We start from the raw sequence: 25,494 nt of genomic DNA, 5'->3' as shown, positions 1-25,494 counted from the left end.
GGGGTGAAATGGTATGAGCATTAATGCTGAAGAAATTAGTACGCTGATAAAAAAGCAAATTGAAAATTTTGATTCAGACATAGAAGTTACTGATGTTGGAACAGTTATTGAAGTTGGAGACGGTATTGCACGTGCACACGGACTTGATAATGCAATGGCCGGAGAGCTGCTGGAGTTTTCTAATGGAGTAATGGGCTTAGCTCAGAACTTAGAGGAAAGCAATGTTGGTATCGTTATTCTTGGGCCTTACCAGGATATTAAAGAAGGTGACGAAGTTCGTCGCACAGGTCGTATTATGCAAGTACCGGTTGGGGAGGAGCTTTTAGGACGTGTAGTCAACCCTCTTGGTCAGCCAATTGACGGAAGAGGAGCAATTGAAACATCCAAAACCCGCCCAATCGAAGCGCAGGCACCAGGTGTAATGGATCGTAAATCCGTTGATGAGCCATTACAGACAGGTATTAAAGCAATTGATGCACTTGTGCCAATTGGACGTGGACAGCGTGAGTTGATTATTGGTGACCGTCAAACAGGTAAAACAACTGTTGCCGTTGACACCATTTTGAATCAGGCTGACCAGGATATGATTTGTATTTATGTGGCAATTGGCCAAAAAGAATCTACCGTCCGTGCTACAGTAGAAACATTCCGTAAACATGGTGCGTTAGATTACACGATTGTTGTAACTGCAGGTGCATCTGATCCGGCTCCATTACTATACTTATCACCTTATGCAGGTGTAGCGATGGGTGAGGAGTTCATGTATAACGGGAAGCATGTTCTTGTTGTATATGATGATTTATCTAAGCAGGCAGTAGCTTATCGTGAACTTTCCTTGCTATTACGCCGCCCGCCAGGCCGTGAAGCATTCCCGGGAGACGTATTCTATCTGCATTCACGCTTATTAGAGCGTGCAGCTAAGCTGAGTGATGCAAGAGGCGGCGGTTCTTTAACTGCATTACCTTTTGTTGAAACACAGGCAGGCGATATCGCAGCGTATATCCCTACAAACGTTATCTCTATTACAGATGGTCAGATTTTCTTACAATCCGACTTATTCTTCTCAGGGGTACGTCCGGCGATTAACGCAGGTTTATCCGTATCTCGTGTAGGTGGATCCGCACAAATTAAAGCCATGAAAAAAGTTGCCGGGACATTACGTCTTGACTTAGCTTCCTTCCGTGAATTGGAGGCATTCTCGCAATTCGGTTCTGATTTGGATAAAGCTACTCAGGCAAAGCTTAATCGTGGTCAACGCACTGTTGAAGTATTGAAGCAGGGTCTTCATAAACCAATGAGCGTTGAAAAGCAGGTTGCAATTATTTATGCATTAACAAGAGGATTCTTAGATGATATTCCTGTTGAAGATATTTTACGCTTTGAAGAAGAAATGAATATCTGGATTGAGCATAATCAAAATGATATTTTCACAACAATTCGTGAAACAGGCAACCTGCCGGATGAAAAAGAATTCAGCGGAGCAATCGAAAGCTTCAAGAAAACATTCTTACCATCTAATCAATAAGATGTCTATAATAGAGAAGTAAAAAGGACCGAAACGAAAATCTTCGGTCCGCATTCCTTATAGGAAAGTGTGGTGAAAAGCTTGGCATCACTTAGAGATTTAAAAGGAAGAATTGACTCAACGAAAAAAACAAAACAAATCACCGGAGCAATGGAGCTTGTATCAGCATCGAAAATGTCCAAGGCAGAACAGAATGCACGTGGATTTGTTCCTTATGCGGATAAATTGCAGGAAGTCGTGAGCAGTATTGCGAATTCCAGTACGGATGCACAGCATCCAATGCTTATTAAACGGGAAGTGAAGAAAACTGGTTATTTAATTATCACTTCTGACCGTGGTTTGGTTGGAGCTTACAACAGTCATATTTTAAAAAGTCTTGTAAATAACATTGAGAAAAAACATTCCAGCAAGGATGAATATACAATTATTGTTATTGGAAGAAAAGGTTATGATTTCTGCCGTAAGCGCGGACTTCCGGTTTCTCAAAGTATATTGGGAATGCCGGACCATCCAACATTTGCGGATGTGAAAAACCTTGCTTCTGAAGCAGTGCAAATGTATGCTGATCAGGAAATTGATGAGCTTCACATTATTTATAATCATTATGTAAGTGCAATCTCTCAAGTAGTTACAAACAAACAGCTTTTACCAATTGCTGATTTAGGTGAACAGGAAGCTCCTGCGTCTGATTATGAATTTGATCCGAATCAGGAAGAAATTCTGGAAGTACTTTTACCTCAATATGCTGAAAGCTTGATTTTTGGTGCATTACTTGATGGAAAAGCAAGTGAGCATGCTGCAAGTATGACAGCAATGCGAAGTGCTACTGATAATGCAAATGAACTGATTGGTGATTTAGAACTTTCATATAACCGTGCACGTCAAGCAGCTATTACACAAGAAATTACCGAGATTGTCGGCGGTGTAGCAGCACTTGAATAGTCACTCAGGTAAGTTAAGTCAGGAGGGAAACAGATGACGAAAGGACGCGTAACACAGCTGATGGGGCCGGTCGTTGATGTACGATTTGAAGATGGACAGCTCCCGGCTGTAAACAATGCACTGATAGTACGCAGTGAAAGACCAGGTGAAGATTTAACGCTGGAAGTAGCACTTCATCTTGGGGATAATAGTGTTCGTACAATTGCTATGTCCTCAACAGATGGTTTCCAGCGTGGAGCAGAAGTAGAAGATTTAGGTCGACCAATTTCTGTACCGGTTGGAGATGTTACATTAGGACGAGTATTTAACGTTTTAGGTGAAAAAATTGACTTAGATGAGCCGCTGCCGAATGATGTACGCTTAGAGCCAATTCACCGTGAAGCTCCAAAATTTGAAAATCTGTCTACAGAAACTGAAATTTTGGAAACTGGTATTAAGGTTGTAGACTTACTTGCACCATATATCAAAGGTGGTAAGATTGGTCTGTTTGGTGGAGCCGGCGTAGGTAAAACCGTATTAATTCAGGAATTAATCAACAATATCGCTCAGGAGCATGGTGGTATTTCCGTATTTGCGGGTGTAGGTGAACGAACTCGTGAAGGAAATGACCTTTACTATGAAATGAGTGACTCTGGTGTTATTGCAAAAACAGCAATGGTATTCGGCCAGATGAACGAGCCGCCCGGTGCACGTATGCGTGTAGCATTAACTGGTCTTACAATGGCAGAATATTTCCGTGATGAACAAGGTCAGGACGTATTATTGTTCATTGATAACATTTTCCGTTTCACACAAGCAGGTTCTGAGGTATCCGCACTTCTTGGGCGTATGCCGTCAGCCGTTGGTTACCAGCCGACACTTGCTACCGAAATGGGACAATTACAGGAACGTATCACTTCAACGGATAAAGGTTCTGTAACCTCTATTCAAGCAATCTATGTTCCTGCCGATGACTATACTGATCCGGCACCGGCAACTACTTTTGCCCACTTAGACGCAACGACTAACTTAGATCGTAAGCTTTCTGAGCAAGGTATTTATCCTGCCGTGGATCCATTAGCATCAACTTCCCGTGCGCTTGACCCGGAAGTAGTTGGTCAGGAGCATTATGAAGTAGCAGTAGAAGTACAACGTACACTTCAAAAATATCGTGAATTGCAGGATATTATTGCAATCCTTGGTATGGATGAGTTAAGTGAAGAGGACAAGTTAGTTGTTTCCCGCGCACGTCGTATTCAGTTCTTCTTATCGCAAAACTTCCACGTTGCTGAGCAGTTTACTGGCCAGCCTGGTTCGTATGTTCCGGTAAAAGAAACGGTTCAAGGCTTTAAAGAAATTCTCGCAGGAAAGTACGACGATCTTCCTGAGGATGCCTTCCGTCTTGTTGGAAGAATTGAAGAAGTTGTTGAAAAAGCAAAAGCTTCGGAATAATAGACAGCTGAGGATAATTCATAAAAGTGTATCATCCTTTAAGGCCTTCCAGCCAGCTGTTAGGAGGGGTAAACAGTGAGTACATTAACAGTAAGTGTCGTCACTCCTGAAGGTCCGATTCTGGAAGATAGCTTTGATATGGTCGTCTGTAAAGCGGAAACCGGTGAAATTGGTATCCTGCCAAAACATATTCCGCTTGTCGCTCCATTACAGATTAGTATTGCCCGCTTGAAAAAAGCAGGCGATACGCGGCAGGTTGCAATCAGTGGAGGTTTTATGGAAGTACAGCCTGATAAGGTTACTATCCTGGCACAGTCTGCTGAAACCGCTGATCATATTGATATTCTGCGTGCAAAAGAGGCAAAAGAACGTGCGGAGAAACGTCTTCAGGATAAAAGCGATACAATAGATAGATATCGTGCTGAACTTGCATTAAAACGGGCAATTAATCGTCTGGAAATCGCAAATTCATAAGAGAATATTTTGAAATAAACTCCTTGTCCATTTATTTAGGCAGGGAGTTTATTTTATAAGCAGTAGAAAAAATCATCATAAATTGACACTGTAATTCATTCTTAAAGTAGTGATTACCGAAAAAAAAGTGAAATATGTTATAATTTCCCGGGAAATGATTTGATGCAAATATGATTTTGCATTATAAGACAAAATATAAAAGTTGGATTAGATATTTATTTACTTACTTTTTCAATGCGGATGAATTAGAGTAAAAATTTTAAAATTGCCATCCATTTTGCGGGGTGTGAGTACTCACCATATAATCTCTAATGAAATTGTCATCATATATTCCTATGAGGTAATTTTTAATCCACCATTGAAAGAAAGGAGATTTCCATGTTTTCAGCAGGCCAATTGGCTTTAATCAGTATCTTTTCACATCTCATGTTTATTTATCTGACCTGGAAAGTTATTACAGCGATTCGGATTGAAACAATATTTAAAAAAGGAAGATCTGCCGAAGCGAGAGTTTTTCTTTTGTTTATAACGATTGTTATCGGAACAGGAGTAAGCAATTTTTTCCTCGATATATTAAAATGGTCAGGTGATTTAATTTATCTGTTTTCTTTCATAAATATGTATTGAACTAAACACTTCTGTCAAAACTAAGATTAATAGATTTGATAGGAGGGTTTTTTATGTTTCATAGAATTCTTTTCAGTTCTAATTTCCCCTTTATAAACGTAAGATTCTTTCATGCATTTCAAAATCCGGTTCAGCTTAAAAAGCAGGCTTTTTGCTTACTGCTTGTTATTTGCTTTGTTGTGAATCAAGCCTTCAGTCAGCCTCATCAGACAGATGAAATGGAAGACTTAGCGGCTTTTGCAGAAGAGTATGATCTGTCAATTAACTTTTGGGAGGTTACAATGAAAGAACAGCTGGAAACAGAGCGTGCAGAGGGTCTTATTCAAAACTTGGAAGCAAAGTATACATCATATGAGGATAAGGATGAAAACCGTTTAAAATATACATTTGAAAGTCGTCACAAAAATGATCCTTTCTACGTAATATATAATGTGATTCTTCCTTTGGATAAGAATGAATCAGCAGAAGTAATTATTGTATTGCACGGGACTGATTGGGATAATCAAATAAGCCAAAAGTATCAGAAAGAAAAAACAGCTATACTAAAGGATTATTTAACAAAAGAGTCACAATTATATACTTGTCTATCTGTACAAGATAGTGGTATAATGAATCACGATGTATTTGTAAATAAAGCAAAAATATATTTTAATATAAAGCATATATCGACTAAATATGACAATATAGAAAATTCAAGGATTGAAAAAAGTACATATGGGTATACAAAAACATGGGAGCAGTTTTATTACATGGAAAATAACCCAAAAAATGTGCAAATTGCTGCTGTTGCTGATCGTCAAGGGGAAATAAGTTTTATGGTAGGAACACCTATCCTAATCAATGAATATTAATAATAGGGAAATTAGATTCTGAAGGGGATTTATGACATGGAAAAAATCATCGTTGGTGGCGGACGAAAGTTAGAAGGCACTGTACGTGTAGAAGGTGCTAAAAACGCAGTCCTGCCTGTACTTGCTGCTAGCTTAATTGCTAGTGAAGGAAAAAGTATTATAAAAGAAGTGCCAGTATTAGCAGATGTATACACAATTAATGAAGTACTTCGAAACTTAAATGCCAATGTGGAATTTGATTCAACAGAAAATACAGTAATGATTGACGCTTCTAACAAGTTGGAAACAGAAGCCCCATTTGAATATGTAAGAAAAATGCGTGCATCCGTGCTTGTGCTGGGACCGTTATTAGCCCGCTATGGACACGCAAAGGTAGCTATGCCGGGAGGATGTGCAATTGGATCACGTCCAATTGATTTACACTTAAAAGGCTTTGAAGCAATGGGCGCCGACATTCATGTCGGTAATGGTTTTGTAGAAGCAAAATCAAACGGCCGTCTTCAAGGTGCGAAAATTTATTTAGATATGCCAAGTGTAGGAGCTACAGAAAACATTATGATGGCAGCTGCATTAGCAGATGGAAAAACTGTTATCGAAAATGCAGCGAAAGAACCTGAAATTGTTGACTTAGCTAACTACCTGAATAAAATGGGAGCAAGAATTGTTGGAGCTGGTACAGAAACAATTCGTATTATTGGTGTGGAGAAACTTCATGGTACAGAACATACAATGATTCCAGATCGTATTGAAGCAGGAACATTTATGGTTGCAGCAGCAATTACAAATGGAAACATACTAATAGAAAATGCTGTACGTGAACATTTAAGTTCTGTTGTTTCAAAATTAGAGGAAATGAACGTTCAAGTTTTAGACGAAGATGGCGGCTTACGGGTTATTGGCTCCGATGCTATTCGCTCTACAGACATCAAAACCTTACCTCATCCCGGTTTCCCAACAGATATGCAATCACAAATGATGGCATTGATGTTGTGTGCTAAAGGAACAAGCGTAATAACAGAAACTGTATTTGAGAATCGTTTCATGCATGTGGAAGAATTCCGCCGTATGAATGCAAATATTAAAATTGAAGGTCGCAGTGTGATTATCGAAGGTCTTTCTGAACTTCAAGGTGCAGAAGTAGCAGCTACAGATTTACGTGCAGCGGCAGCACTTATCCTTGCAGGACTTGTAAGTGAAGGCTATACAAGGGTTACAGAATTAAAACACTTAGATCGCGGATATGTCGATATCGTAGGTAAATTAGCGAATCTTGGCGCAGACATTAGACGCATCGATGAAAATGGTGTCGTGATTCAGCCGTTGGGCGCAGAAGAAAATGTCGAATTAAATGAATTTATCACTGAATAATTAACTATGAATAAATCAAAAAAAGATGTACCTTATGCGGGTACATCTTTTTTTGATTTATTACAATCTATATAAAAGATAGCAGCTCCAACGGGTTTGATTGGGCAAGTAATCTTATTAGGCCCAGAAATACACTACGTTTTCTGTGGCTCCCAAACTATAGGTGCAGCCAGAGCTAAAGTGTCGCTTATCCCCTAGTAAAAAAATAAGAACATTCGTTCCCGCGTTACTCTTTTCAACGGGACTAGGACTACAATTATTCGTTCCACCAAAAAATGTCCGCTTGCATTAGTTTCATTTCTTGTAAGAAAGCAAAATGAAGCATATTTATTCATAGATGGGAGCGGCTTCCCGGAGCGGACATCTTCTTGGCAAGAACACCAAAACTTTAAAGATCAAATGATTGTTAGAATGCTCCTAAATGGTAGCAGTATATATTTCTATACAGCGTACGTAGGTACAAAGAATTATTTTTTGAATTCGTATTAAATAGATATGATTAGTAATATGTTATGCTTAAATAGCAGTCTATTCGTTTTTCTGAAAAAATGGTTAGAAAATAAAATGAATATCAATTCACTTTTTCCCAATATATCTCTTCTCACTTTGGCAAAAACATGCTATATTTAGAGAAAATTACTAATATTTCGATTGGATGATGAGAATGAAAATTTATATGTCCGTTGATATGGAAGGAATAACTGGTCTTCCAGATGCTACCTTTGTAGACTGGAGAAAGCATAATTATGAAAGAGCCCGAAAAATCATGACGGAGGAAGCGAATTATGTCATTCAGGCTACGTTTGATTATGGAGCCGAAGAAGTTTTAGTTAATGACAGTCATTCTAAGATGAATAATTTGCTTATTGATCGAATTCATCCGGATGCACTTTTAATAACTGGAGAAGTGAAACCGTTTTCGATGATGCAAGGCTTAAATGATACGTATAGCGGTGCTTTTTTTGTAGGCTATCATGCAAGAGCTGGACAGTATGGAGTGATGTCACATTCCATGATACATGCTGTCAGGAATTTCTATATTAATGATCATTGTATTGGTGAAATGGGGATGAATGCCTATCTTGCCGGATATTATGGTGTCCCTGTTTTATTTGTAGCAGGAGATGATCAGGCAGCAGCAGAAGCAGAGAAATTAATACCTAATGTGACTACTGCTGCTGTGAAAGAGACCATTTCCAGATCATCCGTAAAAAGTTTAACACCAAAAAAGGCCGGGCTGCTGCTTAAGGAAAAAGTCAAGCTTGCCCTCGATCAACGCGGTCTTGTAAAGCCGCTGATACCTCCAGAAAAGCCAGAGCTGACAATGGAGTTTAATAATAGCGGTCAGGCAGAATGGGCGAATTTAATGCCAGGAACAATATGGATTCCAGGTACAACAAAAGTCCGTTTTCAGGCAAAAGATATAAAGGAAGCTTATCAAGCTATGCTGGTAATGACAGAATTAGCAATGCAGACAACTTTTTCTTAGAGTTCTTGAACATCCTCTTAAAGTGTAATGAATACAAAAAACAAACATATTTATCATTAATAACAAGCCGGTTTATTCTCTTATTTATACAAGCTTACTTTTCTCCTTCTGTTTATGAAGGGGATGTCTGACAGGAATAGTGTATGAAAAATTTTAGGATAGCGTGGTGAAACATATGCTGAAATATATTTTAAAGCGTTTATTAATTATGATTATCACACTATGGGTGATTATTACACTTACTTTTATATTGATGATCAATATACCCGGCTCTCCTTTTAATAGCGATCAGTCCTCCAATGCGACGGTACAGGCCAACCTGGAGGCCCATTATAATCTGGATCAGCCTTATTATATACAATATCTGCTCTACATAAAATCGATTGTCACTTTTGATTTTGGACCTTCTATCAAACAACCTAACCAGACTGTGAACGATCTCTTATCGAGAGGATTTCCGATTTCTTTTGAGCTGGGGATTATCACGATTGCCGTTGCAGTAGTTTCAGGGATACTAGTTGGAATCATTGCCGCGCTCAGACATAACGGATTTCTGGATTATTTAACAATGGGAATCGCAGTTTTAGGTATTTCCATACCAAACTTTATTTTAGCGACACTTCTTATCCAACAGTTGGCTGTAAACCTGGAAATATTCCCGACAGCTACCTGGAGAAGCCCTGCTCATATGGTGCTGCCGGTGCTTGCGCTGGCCACCGGGCCAATGGCAATCATTGCCCGGCTGACTCGATCCACCATGCTGGAGGTGCTGACACAGGATTATATCAAAATGGCTAGAGCAAAGGGCTTGTCTCCTTGGAAGGTAATCTTTAAACATGCGCTTAGAAACGCATTAATGCCAGTAGTAACAATTATGGGGACTCTATTTGCCGGAATTTTGACAGGAACCTTTGTGATTGAACAAATTTTTGCGATCCCGGGAATGGGAAGATACTTTGTGGAAAGTATTAATCAGCGTGACTACCCGGTTATTATGGGGACGACTGTTTTCTACAGCGCCTTTTTGATTATTATGCTTTTTATCGTGGATATTGTCTACGGCATACTGGATCCACGTATTAAAATGCACCAAAAAGGGGGCAGATAGAGATGAAATCAAAGGAAGAGATGGAAAACACGCAAGCTGCTGCCAATGTCCCTGATGAATGGTTTTCCTGGAAAGAACGGGATAAGGAAAAGCTGGAGCAGGTATCCCGGCCATCCCTGTCCTATTGGCAGGATGCCTGGCGCCGCTTAGTTAAAAATAAAATGGCTATGCTTGGTCTTATATTTTTGGTGCTGCTTACTATTATGGCAATTATCGGTCCAATATTCTCACCTTATGAGGTGAACAGACAGAGCCTTCCCGATCAATATCAGCCGCCGTCTATGGAGCATTGGTTCGGTACAGATAATGCAGGGAGAGATGTTTTTACACGTACTTGGTATGGCGCCAGAATATCCTTGTTTGTAGGTTTTATAGCTGCTTTAATCGACGTAACCATCGGTATTATCTGGGGAGGAATCTCCGGCTATAAAGGTGGCCGTACTGATAACGTGATGATGCGTATTATTGAAGTTTTATATGGTTTACCATACTTATTAGTTGTTATTTTACTCTTAGTTGTGCTTGGTCCAAGCCTTGGAACCATTATTCTGGCACTGACAATCACCGGCTGGGTAGGGATGGCCCGAATCGTGCGGGGACAGGTTTTGCAAATAAAGAACTATGAATTTGTCCTCGCATCTAAGTCATTTGGCACAAAAACATCCCGGATTATCCGGAAGAATCTCCTGCCGAATGCGATGGGGCCAATTATTGTTCAGATGACTTTGACGATCCCATCAGCAATATTTGCCGAAGCATTTTTAAGTTTTATCGGTCTGGGAATTCAGGCTCCATTTGCCAGCTGGGGAGTAATGGCAAATGATTCGCTGGGGGCCATTTTATCCGGAAACTGGTGGACATTGTTCTTCCCGGCATTCTTTATTTCCTTTACGATGTTTGCTTTTAATGTGCTGGGAGACGGTCTTCAGGATGCACTCGATCCGAAATTAAGAAAGTAGGTGGACAACTTGGAAAGAATACTTGAAGTAAATGATTTGCATGTTACATTTACAACCTATGGAGGGACAGTCCAAGCTGTCAGAGGTGTCAATTTTCACTTGGATAAAGGGGAAACACTGGCGATTGTCGGTGAATCAGGATGTGGTAAGAGCGTTACCTCTAATGCCATTATGCGGCTGATTCCAGATCCTCCAGGAAAAATTACAAAGGGCTCCATTATTTTTAAAGGACAGGATTTAGCAGCTTATTCAGAGAAAAAAATGCGTGCCATTCGCGGTGTTGATATTTCTATGATTTTTCAAGACCCAATGACAGCGTTGAATCCGACCTTAACGATAGGTACACAGCTTATGGAAGGTTTAAAAGAACATAAGAAAATTACAGGTGCTCAAGCGAAGCGAAAAGCGATTGAAATGATGGATCTGGTTGGTATTCCCAATCCGGAAGAACGCTTAAAACAATATCCTCATCAATTCAGCGGAGGAATGCGTCAGCGGATTGTCATAGCTATTGCACTTATTTGTGACCCTGATTTACTGATAGCAGATGAACCGACAACTGCATTGGACGTAACGATTCAAGCACAGATACTGGAGCTGTTTTCAACGATTCAGCAGCGGACTGGTGTATCAATTATTTTGATTACGCATGATTTAGGTGTTGTTGCAAAAATAGCGAACCGTATTATCGTCATGTACGCAGGAAAAATTATTGAATCTGGAAGTAAGCGGGACATATTCTATCGGCCGGAGCATCCATATACGCAGGGGCTGCTGAATTCTGTCCCCAGATTAGACGCAAAAGAAGAGCTGAAGCCGATTGCCGGCACTCCACCTGATTTATTCTCACCTCCAAAAGGATGTCCATTTACGGCACGCTGTCCTTTTGCGATGGAGGTGTGTGATAAAGTTTATCCCGTTTCCAATAGAGTCAGTGATTCACATCAAGTGGATTGCTGGCTGCAGGATGAACGGGCTAAGCAGCTTATAGCTGCTGAAGTCTTACAAACTTAAAAAGGGGGCAAGACAATGAAGGAAAGGAAGCTTTTATGGGTTCTCCTGGTGATGTTAACGGCACTATTTCTCGCTGCATGTACAGCGAATGAGGATGCTGGGGAAGAGCCGGAGAATACAGACACAACAGAAGAAGGTAATGGTGAAGATGGTGAAGCAGCAGAAGAAACGCCAGATCTGGATGGAAAGACATTATATATTAATAACGGCCAGGAACCGACATCATTCGATCCGTCAGTTGGATTTGATCAGCTATCCTGGGATCCTTTGAACAACCTGATGGAAGGGTTAACGCGTTTAGATGAAAATTCAGAGGCTGCTGAAGGTGTGGCAGAGAGCTGGGACATTTCTGAAGATGGTTTGACGTATACCTTTCATATACGTGAAGATGCCAACTGGTCCAATGGGGATCCGGTAGTAGCAGAGGACTTTGTCTTTGCCTGGAAGCATATGTTAGATCCAGAAACAGCTTCTGCGGCAGCATTTTTAGCTTACTACATTGAAGGCGGCGAGGAATATAACAGCGGTGAAGGATCAGCCGATGATGTGAATGTAACTGCCATTGATGATAAGACATTGGAAGTCGTTTTAATCCAGCCGACTGGATTTTTCTTAGACCTGCTTACAAATCCGGCATTTTTCCCGATTAATCATCAGGTTGCAGAAGAAACACCTGACTGGTATGCAGAAGCAGATACATTTGTGGCAAATGGGCCATTTATGCTGGACTCATGGGAACATGACAGTGAAATGATTTTTGCCAAGAATCCGGAGTATTGGGATGCCGATGCAGTTAATTTAGATTATGTGCATTTTTCCATGGTTAACGACACAAATACACAATATCAAATGTTCCAGACAGGTGAGTTAGATACAGCGAGCATTCCTCCAGAAATGTCAGATGAATTAATTGATGGAGACAATGTATTTATCGGCGAAAGCGGCGGTCTGGAATTCTATCGTTTTAATCTGACAGAAGAGCCATTTCAAAATAAGAAAATCAGGCAGGCAATTTCTTACGCAATTAACAGAGATGATATTGCAGAATACGTAGTAAAACAGGGAGTAGAACCGGCATATGGTTTTGTATCACCAGGCTTTACAGCGCCGGACGGAAAAGATTTCCGTGAAGAAAATGGTGATTTGCTGTCATTTGATCCGGAGCTTGCTCAGGAACTGCTGGAAGAAGGAATGCAGGAAGAAGGATATGACGAACTTCCGCCGGTTGTTTTAACTTACAGTACTAGTGATGTTAACCAGGCAGTAGCAGAAACAATGCAAAATATGTTGAGTGAAAACTTGGGTGTCGATGTCACACTGGAAAATCAGGAATGGAACGTATTCGCAGAAGCACAGCAAAACCTTGAATTACAGTTCTCCAGAAGTTCGTTTCTTAATGATTATGCTGACCCGGTCAACTTCCTGGAAAGCTTTATAACGGATTCTTATATGAACCGGACTGGTTTTTCAAGTGAAGAATACGATGAGCTTATTGAAAAAGGTAAAAGTGAAACAGATGAAGAGCAGCGCTATGAGTATTTATATGAGGCTGAAAGAATTCTGGCTGAAGAAATGATTGCTATGCCAATCCGCTACTACAATGTAGTTGTACTTGAAGCAGATGGTGTGGAAGGAATTCTTCGTCATCCGGTAGGATACTTTGATCTGAAATACGCAGACAAGACAGAATAAGAAAATAGATAGGCTCATGTACCGGCCTTCAGGTCCCTTGAGCCTATCTCTATTTTAAAGAAATATACTTTCCTGTTTGTCGGAAAAGGGGGATACATACATGCTTTCTTATCGTTTAAAGCCTGGGGATACCATTGGAATTATTGCGCCGGCAGGTCCTATAGAGCAAGAAAAACTGGAAAGATCATTCTCCTTTTTTGAAAATATGGGCTTAAAGATAAAGTTAGGAGAACATGTCTATGATCAATATGGCTATTTAGCAGGGAAGGACACAAATCGTTTAGCCGATTTTCATCGAATGGTTGCTGACCGGAATGTGAAAGCAATTATTTTCGCAAGGGGAGGTTATGGAACAGGTCGCATCATTGATAAAATAGACATGGAATTAATCAAAAAGAACCCTAAAATTATCTGGGGATACAGTGATATTACATTTTTACATACAGCAATCCGCCAAGCGACCGGCTTAATTACTTTTCACGGTCCAATGCCGGCATCGGATATGGTGAAAAAAGACTTTGATACACTTTCGAGTCAATTATTCAGGCAGCTGTTTGGTCCGACTAACCTTATTTATTCGGAGAGTATTTCCCGGCTTACTGTCTATCGAGAAGGAGAGGCATCAGGGAAAATCGTCGGCGGAAATCTGTCGCTGCTGGTACAAACGCTTGGCACCCCTTATGAAATTTCCACAAAGGATAAATTATTATTCATAGAGGATATTGGTGAGGAGCCTTACCGGGTTGACGCGATGATGAATCAGCTGCGTTTGGCCGGCAAGCTGCAGCAGGCTGCCGGGATAATTATCGGTGATTTTGCAGAAGCAGACCCTAAAGTACAACCAAGTCTGAGATTGGAAGAAGTTTGGAAGCATTATTTTAAAAATTATAGAAAGCCGGTTATTGCCGGTTTCCGAATTGGTCATTGCTTTCCACATTTCTCTATCCCTTTGGGAGTAGAAGCAACTTTATCCAGCAGGACGAAGACTCTCCAGCTGTCACCGGGAGTGCGTTAAGCATATAAGAGGAGTCATATATTTAGAAAGGGGCGTTTACCGTGAAGATAGTTGATTTAGAACTTTATCATAGCTCGATCCCTTTGCATACACCTTTTAAAACAGCACTGCGAACGGTAACTGTTGCAGAAAGTATTTTTGTGAAAATCACCTGTGATAATGGCGTCCTCGGCTGGGGAGAGGCCCCGCCGACGCATGTGATTACAGGAGATAGTCTGGCAAGCATCCACTACACAATCGATAAGGTAATCCGCCCGATTTTAAAGGATGCAGAGTTATCATCCTACGCACATATTTTTACGCAGTTGGAGAAGGCGATTGTTCATAATACCAGTGCCAAGGCTGCTGTGGATATGGCGTTATATGATTGTCTGGCACAAGCAGCAAATCAGCCTTTATATCAATATTTGGGAGGATACCGTTCTCAGATTGAAAATGATTATACCGTCAGTGTGAATAAGATTGATCAAATGCAGAAGGATGCAAAATTATATAAAGAAAATGGGTTCGATATTTTAAAGGTAAAGGTAGGTAAAGATTCGGCAGACAAAGATATAGAACGGATAGCTGCTGTCCGGAAAGCGGCAGGAGAGGATGTTCTGATCCGATTAGATGCAAATCAGGGCTGGACCGCAAAAGAAGCTGTTAAAGCAATAACAAAAATGGAAGAGCTGGGCTTAAATATTGAATTGGTAGAACAGCCTGTGCCAGCCTATGATATCACCGGGCTTAAATATATTACCGACCATACCACAACGCTAATTATGGCGGATGAAGCTGTATTCTCTGTGCACGATGCACGGCGTGTCCTGGAAATGGGTGCTGCAGATTTGATTAATATTAAGCTGATGAAGTCTGGAGGAATCCACCAGGCGATAAAAATTGCGAACCTTTGTGAAGCTTATGGAATCTCCTGTATGGCTGGGAGCATGATTGAGACTAAACTGGGAATTACAGCAGCTGCTCATTTTGCAGCTAGCCATCCGGCAGTGACACGCTTTGACTTTGATGCACCTCTTATGCTGTCAGATGATATTTTAGAAGGCGGTATTCATTACGTGGGAAAAGGAAATCAAATTACATTTCCTGATCAGTCTGGACTTGGAATAAAATCTGTAAAAGAAGCTTATCTTGGAGGAATCAAAAGTGAAAGGAGTTGGTAGAATGAAAGAGATGTTTGAGAAGCTCCCGGAAATGTTTCATGTAACAAATGTGCAGGCTGCAACGATTTGGACTAATCCGCAGTCTGCCAGAGCAGAGGATGAATATGGGGTCTCAAGCCCGACAGATATACTTAAGTGGGTGAACAGCTTAACATATGAGCAGGGTTTGGCTTTATGTAATGACAATCTGGTACAGTCGCAGACTTTATATGGAGAGCCTGTTCTTGTTCTGGAGGAAGAAGGAGAGTGGGCACATGTTATTGCTCCATTTCAGCCATCCAAAAAAGATAAAAGAGGCTATCCGGGCTATATTCCAATTCGGCAGTTGACACGTGTTAACAAAGAAAATTGGCTGCAGGATAAATATAGCGTCGTGATCGCAAAGGATGCCCGGCTGGAAGATCCAGACGAGCAAATCAGTATGCAGCTGAGTTATTTAACAATTTTGCCTTACTTAGATGAGGATGATATACATGTTTATGTGCAGACTCCAACAGGAAAACAGCAGATTGCTAAAGAAAAAACAATAATAGTTGCCAATGAAGCTGGCATAGAGCCGGGTAGCGGCGAAGATATTGTGGCTGCCGGCCTCTCTTTTATCGGCCTCGATTATTTCTGGGGCGGTATGAGCTCCTTTGGCTATGATTGCTCTGGGCTCGCATATGCGGCACATAAAGCAAATGGTTACTGGATTGCCCGTGATGCAGGGGACCAGGCAGATGCAGGTGAAGAGATTGCTTTTGAGAAAATAGAGCCGGGAGATTTACTCTTCTTTGCATATCAGGAAGGAAAAGGTGAAATTCATCACGTCGGCATCTATAAAGGAAATGGAGAGATGCTGCATTCACCACAAACAGGAAAAGGAATTGAAATTACACCTTTAAAAGGAACCAAGTATGAAAGGGAGCTATGCGCAGCAAGAAGGTACTGGAGGTGAAGAGATGGAAGATAAAATACTGGAAGTAAAAAACCTTGTGAAATACTTTGATGTTGGAAAGGCAGATATTTTAAAAGCAGTCAATGGTGTATCCTTCCATATTTTTAAAGGGGAAACCTATGGCCTGGTTGGAGAATCCGGCTGTGGAAAATCTACTATCGGCCGTACGATTCTGGGATTATATGATAAAACAGACGGAGATGTCTGGTTTAATTATGAAAATGTGCATGGATTAAGCGAAAAGGAACAATTCGCGCTTTACCGGAAGATGCAGATGATTTTTCAGGATCCCTATGCTTCGTTGAATCCACGGTCTACCATCAAAGAAATTATCTCCGAGCCTTTAGAGGTACATGGTATCTTTAAGAAGAAAAAGGATTTGATGAACCGTGTGTACGAACTGCTGGAGGAGGTTGGACTAAGCAGGGACCATGTAAACCGCTATCCACATGAATTCAGCGGCGGACAGCGGCAGCGGATCGGAATTGCGAGAGCGCTGGCACTGAATCCGGACTTTATTATTGCCGATGAGCCGATTTCTGCATTGGATGTTTCCGTACAGGCGCAGGTAGTGAATCTGATGAAGCGGCTACAGCGGGAAAAAGGGCTGACATTTTTATTTATTGCCCATGATTTATCGATGGTTAAGCAATTCTCAGACCGGATTGGCGTGATGTATTTAGGGAATTTGGTAGAGGAGACCGACGGCGAGGATCTCTATGAGAATCCATTGCATCCATATACAAAAGCTCTTCTATCAGCCATTCCTATTCCCGATCCGGATATAGAAGAAGAGAGAGAACGGATTATTTTAGAGGGGGAATTGCCAAGCCCTATAAATCCGCCCTCAGGGTGCGTGTTCCGGACAAGGTGCCCGATGGCAATGGATATATGCAAGGATGTGAAGCCGATATGGCAGGAAATAAAGTCCGGCCATCGCGTTGCCTGCCATCTTTATGATGAGAACTATAAAGACAGTCCGACGACTGGACCACAGCGGTCGAGAGAAATTGAAGAAGAGGAAATACAGGCTTAATAAAATTAAAAACCATAGAATGCTCTTTGCACGAATAAAGGAGAGCTTCTATGGTTTTTGAATGCATACATATTATGAGCAGTTCCAGCCTCCCACATATTTTTTCTCTAAAATTATCATAAGAAAAAGGTCTATTTTGCCAATAAAATGTATAGATTTAATAGTAGGCATGATAGATAAACAGCTTAAGAGGATATTCAGAAAGTTTTAGAAAAGGAGGAGGAACGTGCATAACAAAAAGTATAAACAGAAAAACACAGCAATTCATAAGAAAATGAAGCAGCTGCAGCAGAAGAAAAGGATACCGAACCAGCCATTACAGAAAATCGTACCTTTTTCTAACCGGAAATCAACGTATTATAATCATCAGCGCCCATCTCCTTGGAAGCAAATGATAATAGGTGTTTTTGCAGTACTGATTATTTTTATTCTGGCAGTCCCGGCAATTATTGTCCAGATTACAAAGACGGATAATCAAATTAGTGCAGGTGTAGAAGTGGTGGATACAGGTGAAGAAAATCCTGATAAAGAAAACGGGGCAGAGGATACTTCTGAAGAAACAGCGGCGGGGGAGGAAGCAGTGGAGGTCGGGGCATCTCCATTTGATGTATCTGTCATGCGGGTGAGCAATGACGAGGTGGAGAATGTTCCGGTAGAGCAATATGTTGCCGGTGTTGTTTCCTCCGAAATGCCGACAGAGTTTGAAATGGAGGCGTTAAAAGCCCAGGCAGTTGCTGCGAGAACATTTACTGTCAACTTCCTGCTGAATGGAGAAAAGAATGGCAACTATGATTTGACTGATTCAACACAGCATCAGGTATATAAAGGTGAACAGGAGCTGCAAGAGCAATGGGGAGCAGAATATCAGGAGAAAATGAATAAAATAAATCAGGCAGTTAAGGAAACAGAAGGACAAATCATAACTTATAATAAGGCACCGATTACAGCCTCTTTTTTCTCCACAAGTAACGGATATACGGAAAACTCGGAGGATTATTGGGAGAGTGAGGTTGCCTATCTGCGCAGTGTAGAGAGTCCCTGGGATAAGAATGCACCAGAATTCACCAGTCAGACAACGCTGAGTGTCGCAGAAGTATCGGAGGCATTACAAATACCGCTTCAGGATGATAAGAAAATCCCAATGGAAATCAGCCATACAGACAGCGGCAGGGTAAAAGAAATAACAGTTGCCGGGAATGCTTTTACAGGACCGGAATTTCGCGATAAATTGGGCTTGAGATCCAGTGATTTTACCATTGAACAGAGTGACAATCATCTGATTTTTACGACTCAGGGCTATGGGCATGGTGTCGGAATGAGCCAATACGGCGCAAATGGCATGGCAGCAGAAGGAAAAAACTATGAAGACATTATTCACTACTACTATACAGATGTAGAAATCAGTCAGGTAAGTGAAATTGCACCAACCCTCGTTTCTAACTAAGCGGGGGTTTTAATTGTCTAAATAGGTAAAACTACTTTTATTGTAAAGGTAAAAACGTTTCTACTAAACCCTCTATGCAACCTATTTATTATGAAAATCAAAAATTTTTTTCATAGTCATGTATATAATTCTCTTTTTCTGCTCACAATGGTTGCAGAGGTGATGAAAATGAAAGAGGAATTCAAAGGCCCAAAAAATAAATGGAGCCAAATTTTCCGCAAGAAATGGTTTTTCCCAGCATTGTATTTAAGTATTGCAGCTGTTTTATTAGCGTCAGTCATTTGGTATCAAAATGCAGGATCTGATGTTTCAGAGCAGGATGACCAAAGAAATGCAGAGGATCACTACCTTCCATCAATGAATGATGAAGATGCTGTACCAGTAGTTGACCAGCAGGAATTGGTAGGAATGCCACTGGAAAACACAGATGAAGCAGAAATCGTAACTAAATTTTTTGATTACAACGCAGAGCAGGAAGACAGAGAAAATGCACTTGTACTTTACAACAATCGTTACTATCAAAGTACAGGAGTAGACATTGCAGCAGCAGATGCAGAAACTTTTGATGTCTTAGCATCTATCAGCGGAACAGTAGAAGAAGTGAAGGAAGACCCATTACTAGGTAACGTAGTTGTGTTATCACATGGTGAAGACTTAAAAACGTATTATGCTAGTCTTGGAGATGTAGCAGTTTCTGTAAGTGACCAAGTTGCCCAAGGAGATAAGCTGGGAACAGCTGGTAAAAACTTGTTTGGTAAAGACAATGGAACACACTTGCATTTTGAAATCCGTAAAGATGGTACAGAAGTAAATCCAGAAAGCTACTTTGAACAGCCGGCATCCAGCATTGCTGTAGAAGATAGCACTGCGGAAGATGAAGCAGTAAGTGAGGAACCAACTTCAGGAGAAGATGTTGTAGAGCCTGAAGAAGAAGAAGATGCAGAAGAAAATGTAGAACAAGACGAAGCACCAAGTGAAGACGAAGAAATTGATGTAGAACTGGACGAGTCTGAAGAATAATAAAAGTAACTGGGAAAACCAAAAATCTGGTGATGAATAAAATTCATTGCCGGATTTTTTTATTGGGCTTTTTGGACTCCCCTAAAAGCAATTTATTAACATACTTTTGAAAATACACCTTGTCCCCATGATTATTTGTACAAAACTTAAGCATAAAGGAACGATTTTTTTAATATGATGATATTACAAACCATGCAATCGAACTGTCTGAGGTGAAAAGACATGTAATTTATAAATACCATTCATCTAAAGTGGAACCCTTTTTCTTTTTTAGACCAATGACTACATAAAAAATAGTCAGCCGCTTATCCATAAGTCCTATCCCAAAACATACACCCTGTCCAAGCGACACCTCGGAATTACAACTTAGGGGGGCGAACGGTGTGCATGATTACATCAAAGAAAGGACAATTAAAATAGGGAGGCATGTTGTAGAAACAAGAAAAACAGTCCGGACGATTGCAAAAGAGTTCGGCGTATCCAAAAGCACAGTCCATAAAGATCTGACAGAACGGCTTCCGGAAATTAATCCTAAACTGGCTCAGGAAGTAAAAGAAATACTTGAATATCATAAAGCAATCCGTCATTTGCGCGGAGGCGAAGCAACAAGGAAAAAATACAAAATATCGAAGGATGAAGAAGATACATTAAAAGAAACGAAAATCACACAAAAATTTCTTGCTTCATCAAGCAGACCAAAGACTCAGGGTAGTTAAAAAATCTCCATGCAATTTATTTTTTTTATATTATAAATATGTTAAAAAAGCAGTAGAACAATGATTAAAAATAGTTTTACTGCTTTTTTAGGTGCTCGGAAAATCTTTGATTAAATGATAAATACTGATTTATTACAAGAAAATGGAGTGATTTATGACCAAATATTATAGTGACTAATATAAATTTACTTAATTACTCAACTTTCGCACTTTAAAAAGTAACTTCCTATCCATAAGAACAGGGGGTTGCATTACTTCCATATATCTGTTGACAGAGATAGAAGGTAAAGTGTAAAGCGACCGCTACGGCGGACCGTTTCGCTTTCCTAGGGGCACGCTCTTCAGCTAACTTTTGCCAAGAAGATCACTTGGCAAAAGTGGATCTTCAGATGGTGCTAATCCCTCAGGAGTCAAAACGGTCCGCCTCCGCAAGCATGATAATAGAGATCATGAACATCTTGGAACAGCAAGGTTTATATGTTTATTCTTAGGTGCGAAAGTTGAGTTAATTATTATAGGCTGAAAAAGTTGAGATAATAAATTACATTGTTTGTTTTAATGAAAATGAGTAAATTATAGCTTTTAATAATCAATGCACCCAACCAAAAGATAATAATTTGAATTTTTTTAAATAAGACCGCCAAAAAAACAAAAAAATATTTTTTTCATACAGTTAATTACCGTATTTTGTGGTAAAATAGTATACTAGTAGCATTTTGTCTTAGGACGGTGCAAGATAGTAACGCTAGGAGGATTTAGATTCATGTTTTCCAGAGATATTGGGATTGATCTTGGTACCGCAAATGTATTGATACACGTTAAAGGAAAAGGAATAGTTTTAAATGAACCATCTGTCGTTGCCATGGATCGTAATACGAACCGTGTGCTTGAAGTAGGAGAGGAAGCCCGCCGTATGGTTGGACGTACACCGGGTAACATAGAAGCGCTGCGCCCGTTAAAGGACGGGGTTATCGCTGATTTTGATGTCACAGAAGCAATGTTAAGATATTTTATAAATAAGATTAACGTCAAAGGTGTTTTATCGAAGCCGAGAATGCTTATTTGCTGCCCGACAAACATAACAAAGGTAGAGCAGAAAGCAATTAAAGAGGCGGCAGAAAAGTCTGGCGGAAAACGCATATACTTAGAGGAAGAGCCGAAAGTAGCTGCAATAGGTGCCGGCATGGATATTTATCAGCCAAGCGGAAATATGGTGGTAGACATCGGAGGAGGTACAACCGATGTAGCTGTACTGTCTATGGGCGGTATTGTAACCTCTCAATCCGTTAAAATGGCTGGAGATAAATTTGATTGGGATATTCTTCAATATATTAAGAAGCAATACAAACTGCTTATCGGTGAACGTACAGCAGAAGATATTAAAATTAATGTAGCTACTGTATTCCCTGGTTCACGCAAGGAATCAATGGATATCAGAGGCCGTGATATGGTATCCGGATTACCAAGAACAATAACGATTGAATCGGAGGAAATCCAGCAGGCATTAATGGAATCTGTAGCCCTTATTGTTCAAGCTGCAAAAGCAGTTCTTGAGCAGACGCCACCAGAATTATCAGCAGACATAATTGACAGAGGTGTTATTTTAACCGGTGGTGGAGCACTGCTTCACGGCGTGGATCAATTATTGGCTGAAGAATTAAAGGTTCCTATCTTTATTGCAGAGGATCCGATGGATTGTGTAGCAAAAGGAACAGGAATTATGCTTGAAAACATTGATAAGCTTGAAAAAAGAAGTGTTAACTGACAAGCTTCAGTAAAAGACAGCCATTGGCAGCAATATTAAATCTATTTATTGCTGCCGGCACGTCTTTTTAGCACTTTCTATTACGGAGGAGGCGGCTTTGTGTTAAGAGGTCTATACACAGCAGCAAGTGGTATGCTAACGCAGCAGCGGCAACAGGAAGCATTGTCTAATAATATTGCTAATGCAAATACTCCAGGATATAAGTCCGACCAGACGGCTATTCGCGCTTTTCCAGAATTATTAATTGAACAGATGGGTGGTACGAATCGTATTCCGACAACACAGGGAGGTTTCAACATTCCTTCTTCCCGTCAATTAGGCGGGCTGAATACAGGTGTATATGTCCAGGAAACAATTCCGCATTATGCTCAAGGAGATATAGTCGAATCTGGTTTGCCAACAGATGTTGCCATTAATCAAAGAGAGGTTCCTGATGAGAATGGAGCCATCTTTTTCACAGTTCAGAATAATGATGGAGATGTGCGCTACACTCGAAACGGGAATTTTACGATTGATGCAGATGGGTACCTCGTAACAAATCAGGGGTACTATGTTTTAGATGAAAACGGCAATAACATCCAAACAGATGGAACCATTGATATCATCAGCCCGGAAGGAGTTATTCCAACAGCTGGCGTAGATATTACAATTGGTACCCAGTATGTAGCTGATGCAAACACATTGATTAAAGAAGGAAATGATCTTTTTCAGGGCGATGCAGAAGCTGTGCCGGGAGATACCGATTATACGTTACAGCAGGGTGCTTTGGAGCAATCTAACGTAAATACCGCACAATCAATGACGGATATGATGAACGCATACCGCTTATTTGAATCGAATCAGCGCGTTTTACGGGTATATGATGAAAGTCTGGGAAAAGCAGTCACAGAAATTGGCCGCTTAAGTTAGGGAGGAATCTGACATGTCACGCATTATGAATCAGGCAGCAGTAACAATGAATCAAATTCAGAACAAGCTCGATATTATTGGGAATAATATTTCTAATAATGGGACAACCGGATATAAGAGCAGACAAGTAGAATTTTCTTCCTTGTTAAACCAACAGATTAATAATTTAAATTCGCCAGAAAATGCCGAGGGAAGGCTGACTCCGGATGGAATCCGCGTTGGAACCGGAGCAGGACTGGGTGCAATTCATTTAAACCAGCAGCAGGGAAGCCTGATTGAGACGAGCCGGGCATTAGATGCTGCTTTAACTGGAGAGAATATGTTCTTCCAAGTGAATCGGGTAGAAAATGGACAAGAAGAAACAGTCTATACAAGAGACGGCTCATTTTATCTTTCTCCAGCTGAGGGAGATACACTTGCCTTGACAACTTCCGATGGACATCCTATTATCGGACAAGAAGGCCCTATTGAAATTCAGGATGGATTTGATTCCGTTGAATTTAATGATCAGGGGCAGTTAATAGTGACCCGCGGTGATAACCAGGCTGCAGAAGCCGAGTTAGCCATTATGGAAGCTGTGCGTCCAAGTGCTTTAGAAGCGCAGGGAGATAATTTCTTCTCCGTATCAGCAGAGGCTGATGCAGATGAAATTATTCAGGCATATGCCGGAGAGGGTGCTGTTATTCATCCACAATCTCTGGAGCAGTCTAATGTTGACTTATCACGTGCAATGACAGATATGGTTGCAGCACAGCGACTTTATCAATTTAATTCACGTTCGATTACGATGGGTGATCAAATGTCCGGATTAGTGAATACAATCCGTTCCTGAGTCTCATCCATTAGTTGTGCTCTGACAGCTGGAATAAACAGGGCTATACATAGTCAGTGTTTAAAAAGATGGAAAAAAGGACCCGAAACTTCGATGTGTCACTTTTATGAAACTTTTTAAACATCTTCTTATAAGGAGTTACAGAAATGACGAATAATCCATCTTCACAAAAGACCTCACACAAAGCAGAGGAAGAATCAGCAGCGGCGGGTGAGGAACAAGCAGTAAAACAAGAATTTTCCAGGAAAATGGAAAAGGAAGAAAAGCAGCAAAGTAAACGCAGACAGAAACTCAGCAGACCGAGATTGCGTATTTTCCCAATCTGGTTGCGTATTATCGTTGTATTGATATTCGCCGCAGCTGCTTTTATCGTTGGTTTAATGATCGGCTTTGCCGTCTTGGGTGACGGGTCTCCGTTAGATGTGCTGCGCATGGAAACCTGGCAGCATATTGTCGATATTGTAAATAAAGTAGATTAAAACATATTCGATGATGGACGAATATGTTTTCGTGCTTTTTAGAGACTTATGTAAAAATCAAATAATCATATGTAGAAGTTTTCCGGGCAGTTATCCATGGGTAAAAGATTATTTCTGTTCCCTGCAGATAATGCATAAAGCTATTCTCACAGCTGATTCGAGGAAGGCAGGCTTTCCATTTCATTCAATTTCTAAATCAGCTATAATGACAATACATACATATAAAAAGGAGTTGTTGAAGAATGATGGACATTCAACAAATTAAAGAAGTATTGCCACATCGTTATCCGTTTTTATTAGTAGATCAAGTAAAGGATATAGAAGAAGGGAAAAAAGTCACAGCTATTAAAAATGTTACAGCAAACGAGCCATTTTTCCCCGGCCATTTTCCTGACTATCCAGTAATGCCGGGCGTGCTTATATTAGAAGCTCTTGCACAAACAGGGGCGATTGCCGTTTTAGGGATGGAACAAAATAAAGGTAAAATTGGCTTTTTAGCAGGAGTAGATAAATGCCGTTTTAAACGTCAAGTGAAGCCGGGAGATCAGTTGGAGCTGACAGTTGAGATTATCCGCATGAAGGGACCAATCGGCAAAGGAAAAGGTATTGCAACCGTCAATGGAGAAACTGCATGTGAAGCAGAAATTACATTTGCGATTAAATAAAGAGAAATGTAATAAATTTCCTAAATGAATATT

Annotated in this window: 24 protein-coding genes; all 24 read left to right on the top strand. The window is 40.5% G+C overall.

What is annotated here, in order from left to right; translation table 11 throughout:
• Window positions 1-13 precede the first annotated feature (13 nt).
• Window positions 14-1,525: a F0F1 ATP synthase subunit alpha gene (atpA, locus tag MHH51_RS20140; RefSeq protein WP_147212440.1), complete on the top strand. Its 1,512-nt coding sequence runs from the start codon at window positions 14-16 to the stop codon at window positions 1,523-1,525.
• An 81-nt stretch (window positions 1,526-1,606) separates the two neighbouring features.
• Entirely contained in the window at window positions 1,607-2,467 is an 861-nt protein-coding gene (gene atpG, locus MHH51_RS20135; RefSeq protein WP_339283265.1) for an ATP synthase F1 subunit gamma, read from the top strand.
• Window positions 2,468-2,500: 33 nt separating this feature from the next.
• Complete coding sequence (gene atpD, locus MHH51_RS20130) at window positions 2,501-3,898, top strand: F0F1 ATP synthase subunit beta (protein WP_147212442.1); 1,398 nt, start codon at window positions 2,501-2,503, stop codon at window positions 3,896-3,898.
• Window positions 3,899-3,973: 75 nt separating this feature from the next.
• Window positions 3,974-4,372: a F0F1 ATP synthase subunit epsilon gene (locus MHH51_RS20125; RefSeq protein ID WP_147212443.1), complete on the top strand. Its 399-nt coding sequence runs from the start codon at window positions 3,974-3,976 to the stop codon at window positions 4,370-4,372.
• 378 nt (window positions 4,373-4,750) lie between these two features.
• A complete protein-coding gene (locus tag MHH51_RS20120) occupies window positions 4,751-4,999 on the top strand; it encodes a DUF1146 family protein (protein WP_147212444.1) in 249 nt (82 codons plus the stop codon).
• Between the two features lie 53 nt (window positions 5,000-5,052).
• Complete coding sequence (locus MHH51_RS20115) at window positions 5,053-5,850, top strand: YwmB family TATA-box binding protein (protein WP_339283263.1); 798 nt, start codon at window positions 5,053-5,055, stop codon at window positions 5,848-5,850.
• A gap of 36 nt (window positions 5,851-5,886) precedes the next feature.
• Window positions 5,887-7,218: a UDP-N-acetylglucosamine 1-carboxyvinyltransferase gene (gene murA, locus MHH51_RS20110; protein ID WP_339283261.1), complete on the top strand. Its 1,332-nt coding sequence runs from the start codon at window positions 5,887-5,889 to the stop codon at window positions 7,216-7,218.
• A gap of 664 nt (window positions 7,219-7,882) precedes the next feature.
• On the top strand, window positions 7,883-8,707 hold the full coding sequence (locus tag MHH51_RS20105; protein WP_147212447.1) for a M55 family metallopeptidase: 825 nt from the start codon (window positions 7,883-7,885) through the stop codon (window positions 8,705-8,707).
• 175 nt (window positions 8,708-8,882) lie between these two features.
• Window positions 8,883-9,815, top strand: a complete 933-nt coding sequence (locus tag MHH51_RS20100) for an ABC transporter permease (RefSeq protein WP_339283259.1) — start codon at window positions 8,883-8,885, stop codon at window positions 9,813-9,815.
• A 2-nt stretch (window positions 9,816-9,817) separates the two neighbouring features.
• Window positions 9,818-10,774 carry an ABC transporter permease gene (locus MHH51_RS20095; RefSeq protein WP_339283257.1) on the top strand — a complete coding sequence of 319 codons (957 nt, stop codon included), beginning with the start codon at window positions 9,818-9,820 and terminating at the stop codon, window positions 10,772-10,774.
• 9 nt (window positions 10,775-10,783) lie between these two features.
• Entirely contained in the window at window positions 10,784-11,788 is a 1,005-nt protein-coding gene (locus MHH51_RS20090) for an ABC transporter ATP-binding protein (protein ID WP_339283255.1), read from the top strand.
• Window positions 11,789-11,803: 15 nt separating this feature from the next.
• On the top strand, window positions 11,804-13,480 hold the full coding sequence (locus MHH51_RS20085; protein WP_339283253.1) for a peptide ABC transporter substrate-binding protein: 1,677 nt from the start codon (window positions 11,804-11,806) through the stop codon (window positions 13,478-13,480).
• A gap of 100 nt (window positions 13,481-13,580) precedes the next feature.
• On the top strand, window positions 13,581-14,495 hold the full coding sequence (locus MHH51_RS20080) for an LD-carboxypeptidase (protein WP_147212452.1): 915 nt from the start codon (window positions 13,581-13,583) through the stop codon (window positions 14,493-14,495).
• A gap of 41 nt (window positions 14,496-14,536) precedes the next feature.
• Entirely contained in the window at window positions 14,537-15,658 is a 1,122-nt protein-coding gene (locus MHH51_RS20075) for a dipeptide epimerase (RefSeq protein ID WP_339283252.1), read from the top strand.
• Between the two features lies 1 nt (window position 15,659).
• Window positions 15,660-16,595 carry a C40 family peptidase gene (locus MHH51_RS20070; RefSeq protein ID WP_339283251.1) on the top strand — a complete coding sequence of 312 codons (936 nt, stop codon included), beginning with the start codon at window positions 15,660-15,662 and terminating at the stop codon, window positions 16,593-16,595.
• A 4-nt stretch (window positions 16,596-16,599) separates the two neighbouring features.
• Complete coding sequence (locus MHH51_RS20065) at window positions 16,600-17,631, top strand: oligopeptide/dipeptide ABC transporter ATP-binding protein (RefSeq protein ID WP_339283249.1); 1,032 nt, start codon at window positions 16,600-16,602, stop codon at window positions 17,629-17,631.
• Window positions 17,632-17,857: 226 nt separating this feature from the next.
• Complete coding sequence (spoIID, locus tag MHH51_RS20060; RefSeq protein WP_246145271.1) at window positions 17,858-19,075, top strand: stage II sporulation protein D; 1,218 nt, start codon at window positions 17,858-17,860, stop codon at window positions 19,073-19,075.
• A 168-nt stretch (window positions 19,076-19,243) separates the two neighbouring features.
• Window positions 19,244-20,095 carry a M23 family metallopeptidase gene (locus MHH51_RS20055; protein WP_339283247.1) on the top strand — a complete coding sequence of 284 codons (852 nt, stop codon included), beginning with the start codon at window positions 19,244-19,246 and terminating at the stop codon, window positions 20,093-20,095.
• Window positions 20,096-20,478: 383 nt separating this feature from the next.
• Window positions 20,479-20,811: a sporulation transcriptional regulator SpoIIID gene (gene spoIIID, locus MHH51_RS20050; RefSeq protein WP_147212457.1), complete on the top strand. Its 333-nt coding sequence runs from the start codon at window positions 20,479-20,481 to the stop codon at window positions 20,809-20,811.
• Window positions 20,812-21,574: 763 nt separating this feature from the next.
• Window positions 21,575-22,576 (top strand): rod shape-determining protein, encoded by a 1,002-nt coding sequence (locus MHH51_RS20045; protein ID WP_147212638.1) that lies wholly within the window; start codon window positions 21,575-21,577, stop codon window positions 22,574-22,576.
• A gap of 99 nt (window positions 22,577-22,675) precedes the next feature.
• Window positions 22,676-23,485: a flagellar hook-basal body protein gene (locus MHH51_RS20040; protein ID WP_339283243.1), complete on the top strand. Its 810-nt coding sequence runs from the start codon at window positions 22,676-22,678 to the stop codon at window positions 23,483-23,485.
• Between the two features lie 13 nt (window positions 23,486-23,498).
• A complete protein-coding gene (locus MHH51_RS20035) occupies window positions 23,499-24,317 on the top strand; it encodes a flagellar hook-basal body protein (RefSeq protein WP_339283242.1) in 819 nt (272 codons plus the stop codon).
• A gap of 146 nt (window positions 24,318-24,463) precedes the next feature.
• On the top strand, window positions 24,464-24,796 hold the full coding sequence (locus MHH51_RS20030) for a DNA-directed RNA polymerase subunit beta (protein WP_147212635.1): 333 nt from the start codon (window positions 24,464-24,466) through the stop codon (window positions 24,794-24,796).
• Window positions 24,797-25,038: 242 nt separating this feature from the next.
• Window positions 25,039-25,461: a 3-hydroxyacyl-ACP dehydratase FabZ gene (gene fabZ, locus MHH51_RS20025; protein WP_147212634.1), complete on the top strand. Its 423-nt coding sequence runs from the start codon at window positions 25,039-25,041 to the stop codon at window positions 25,459-25,461.
• Window positions 25,462-25,494: the final 33 nt, after the last annotated feature.

Origin of the sequence: Oceanobacillus sp. FSL K6-3682 (assembly GCF_037976165.1) — a bacterium.
In the GTDB taxonomy this organism is placed as follows: domain Bacteria; phylum Bacillota; class Bacilli; order Bacillales; family Amphibacillaceae; genus Oceanobacillus; species Oceanobacillus sojae.
This window is presented reverse-complemented; position numbering and strand designations above follow the sequence as displayed.

What these genes read in the sequence shown, in the direction of transcription:
- atpA (WP_147212440.1), top strand. Translation starts at nt 14, where the DNA reads ATGAGCATTAATGCTGAAGAAATTAGTACGCTGATAAAAAAGCAAATT.
- atpD (WP_147212442.1), top strand. Translation starts at nt 2,501, where the DNA reads ATGACGAAAGGACGCGTAACACAGCTGATGGGGCCGGTCGTTGATGTA.
- MHH51_RS20120 (WP_147212444.1), top strand. Translation starts at nt 4,751, where the DNA reads ATGTTTTCAGCAGGCCAATTGGCTTTAATCAGTATCTTTTCACATCTC.
- MHH51_RS20115 (WP_339283263.1), top strand. Translation starts at nt 5,053, where the DNA reads ATGTTTCATAGAATTCTTTTCAGTTCTAATTTCCCCTTTATAAACGTA.
- murA (WP_339283261.1), top strand. Translation starts at nt 5,887, where the DNA reads ATGGAAAAAATCATCGTTGGTGGCGGACGAAAGTTAGAAGGCACTGTA.
- MHH51_RS20105 (WP_147212447.1), top strand. Translation starts at nt 7,883, where the DNA reads ATGAAAATTTATATGTCCGTTGATATGGAAGGAATAACTGGTCTTCCA.
- MHH51_RS20100 (WP_339283259.1), top strand. Translation starts at nt 8,883, where the DNA reads ATGCTGAAATATATTTTAAAGCGTTTATTAATTATGATTATCACACTA.
- MHH51_RS20095 (WP_339283257.1), top strand. Translation starts at nt 9,818, where the DNA reads ATGAAATCAAAGGAAGAGATGGAAAACACGCAAGCTGCTGCCAATGTC.
- MHH51_RS20085 (WP_339283253.1), top strand. Translation starts at nt 11,804, where the DNA reads ATGAAGGAAAGGAAGCTTTTATGGGTTCTCCTGGTGATGTTAACGGCA.
- MHH51_RS20080 (WP_147212452.1), top strand. Translation starts at nt 13,581, where the DNA reads ATGCTTTCTTATCGTTTAAAGCCTGGGGATACCATTGGAATTATTGCG.
- MHH51_RS20070 (WP_339283251.1), top strand. Translation starts at nt 15,660, where the DNA reads ATGAAAGAGATGTTTGAGAAGCTCCCGGAAATGTTTCATGTAACAAAT.
- MHH51_RS20065 (WP_339283249.1), top strand. Translation starts at nt 16,600, where the DNA reads ATGGAAGATAAAATACTGGAAGTAAAAAACCTTGTGAAATACTTTGAT.
- MHH51_RS20055 (WP_339283247.1), top strand. Translation starts at nt 19,244, where the DNA reads ATGAAAGAGGAATTCAAAGGCCCAAAAAATAAATGGAGCCAAATTTTC.
- MHH51_RS20045 (WP_147212638.1), top strand. Translation starts at nt 21,575, where the DNA reads ATGTTTTCCAGAGATATTGGGATTGATCTTGGTACCGCAAATGTATTG.
- MHH51_RS20035 (WP_339283242.1), top strand. Translation starts at nt 23,499, where the DNA reads ATGTCACGCATTATGAATCAGGCAGCAGTAACAATGAATCAAATTCAG.
- MHH51_RS20030 (WP_147212635.1), top strand. Translation starts at nt 24,464, where the DNA reads ATGACGAATAATCCATCTTCACAAAAGACCTCACACAAAGCAGAGGAA.
- fabZ (WP_147212634.1), top strand. Translation starts at nt 25,039, where the DNA reads ATGATGGACATTCAACAAATTAAAGAAGTATTGCCACATCGTTATCCG.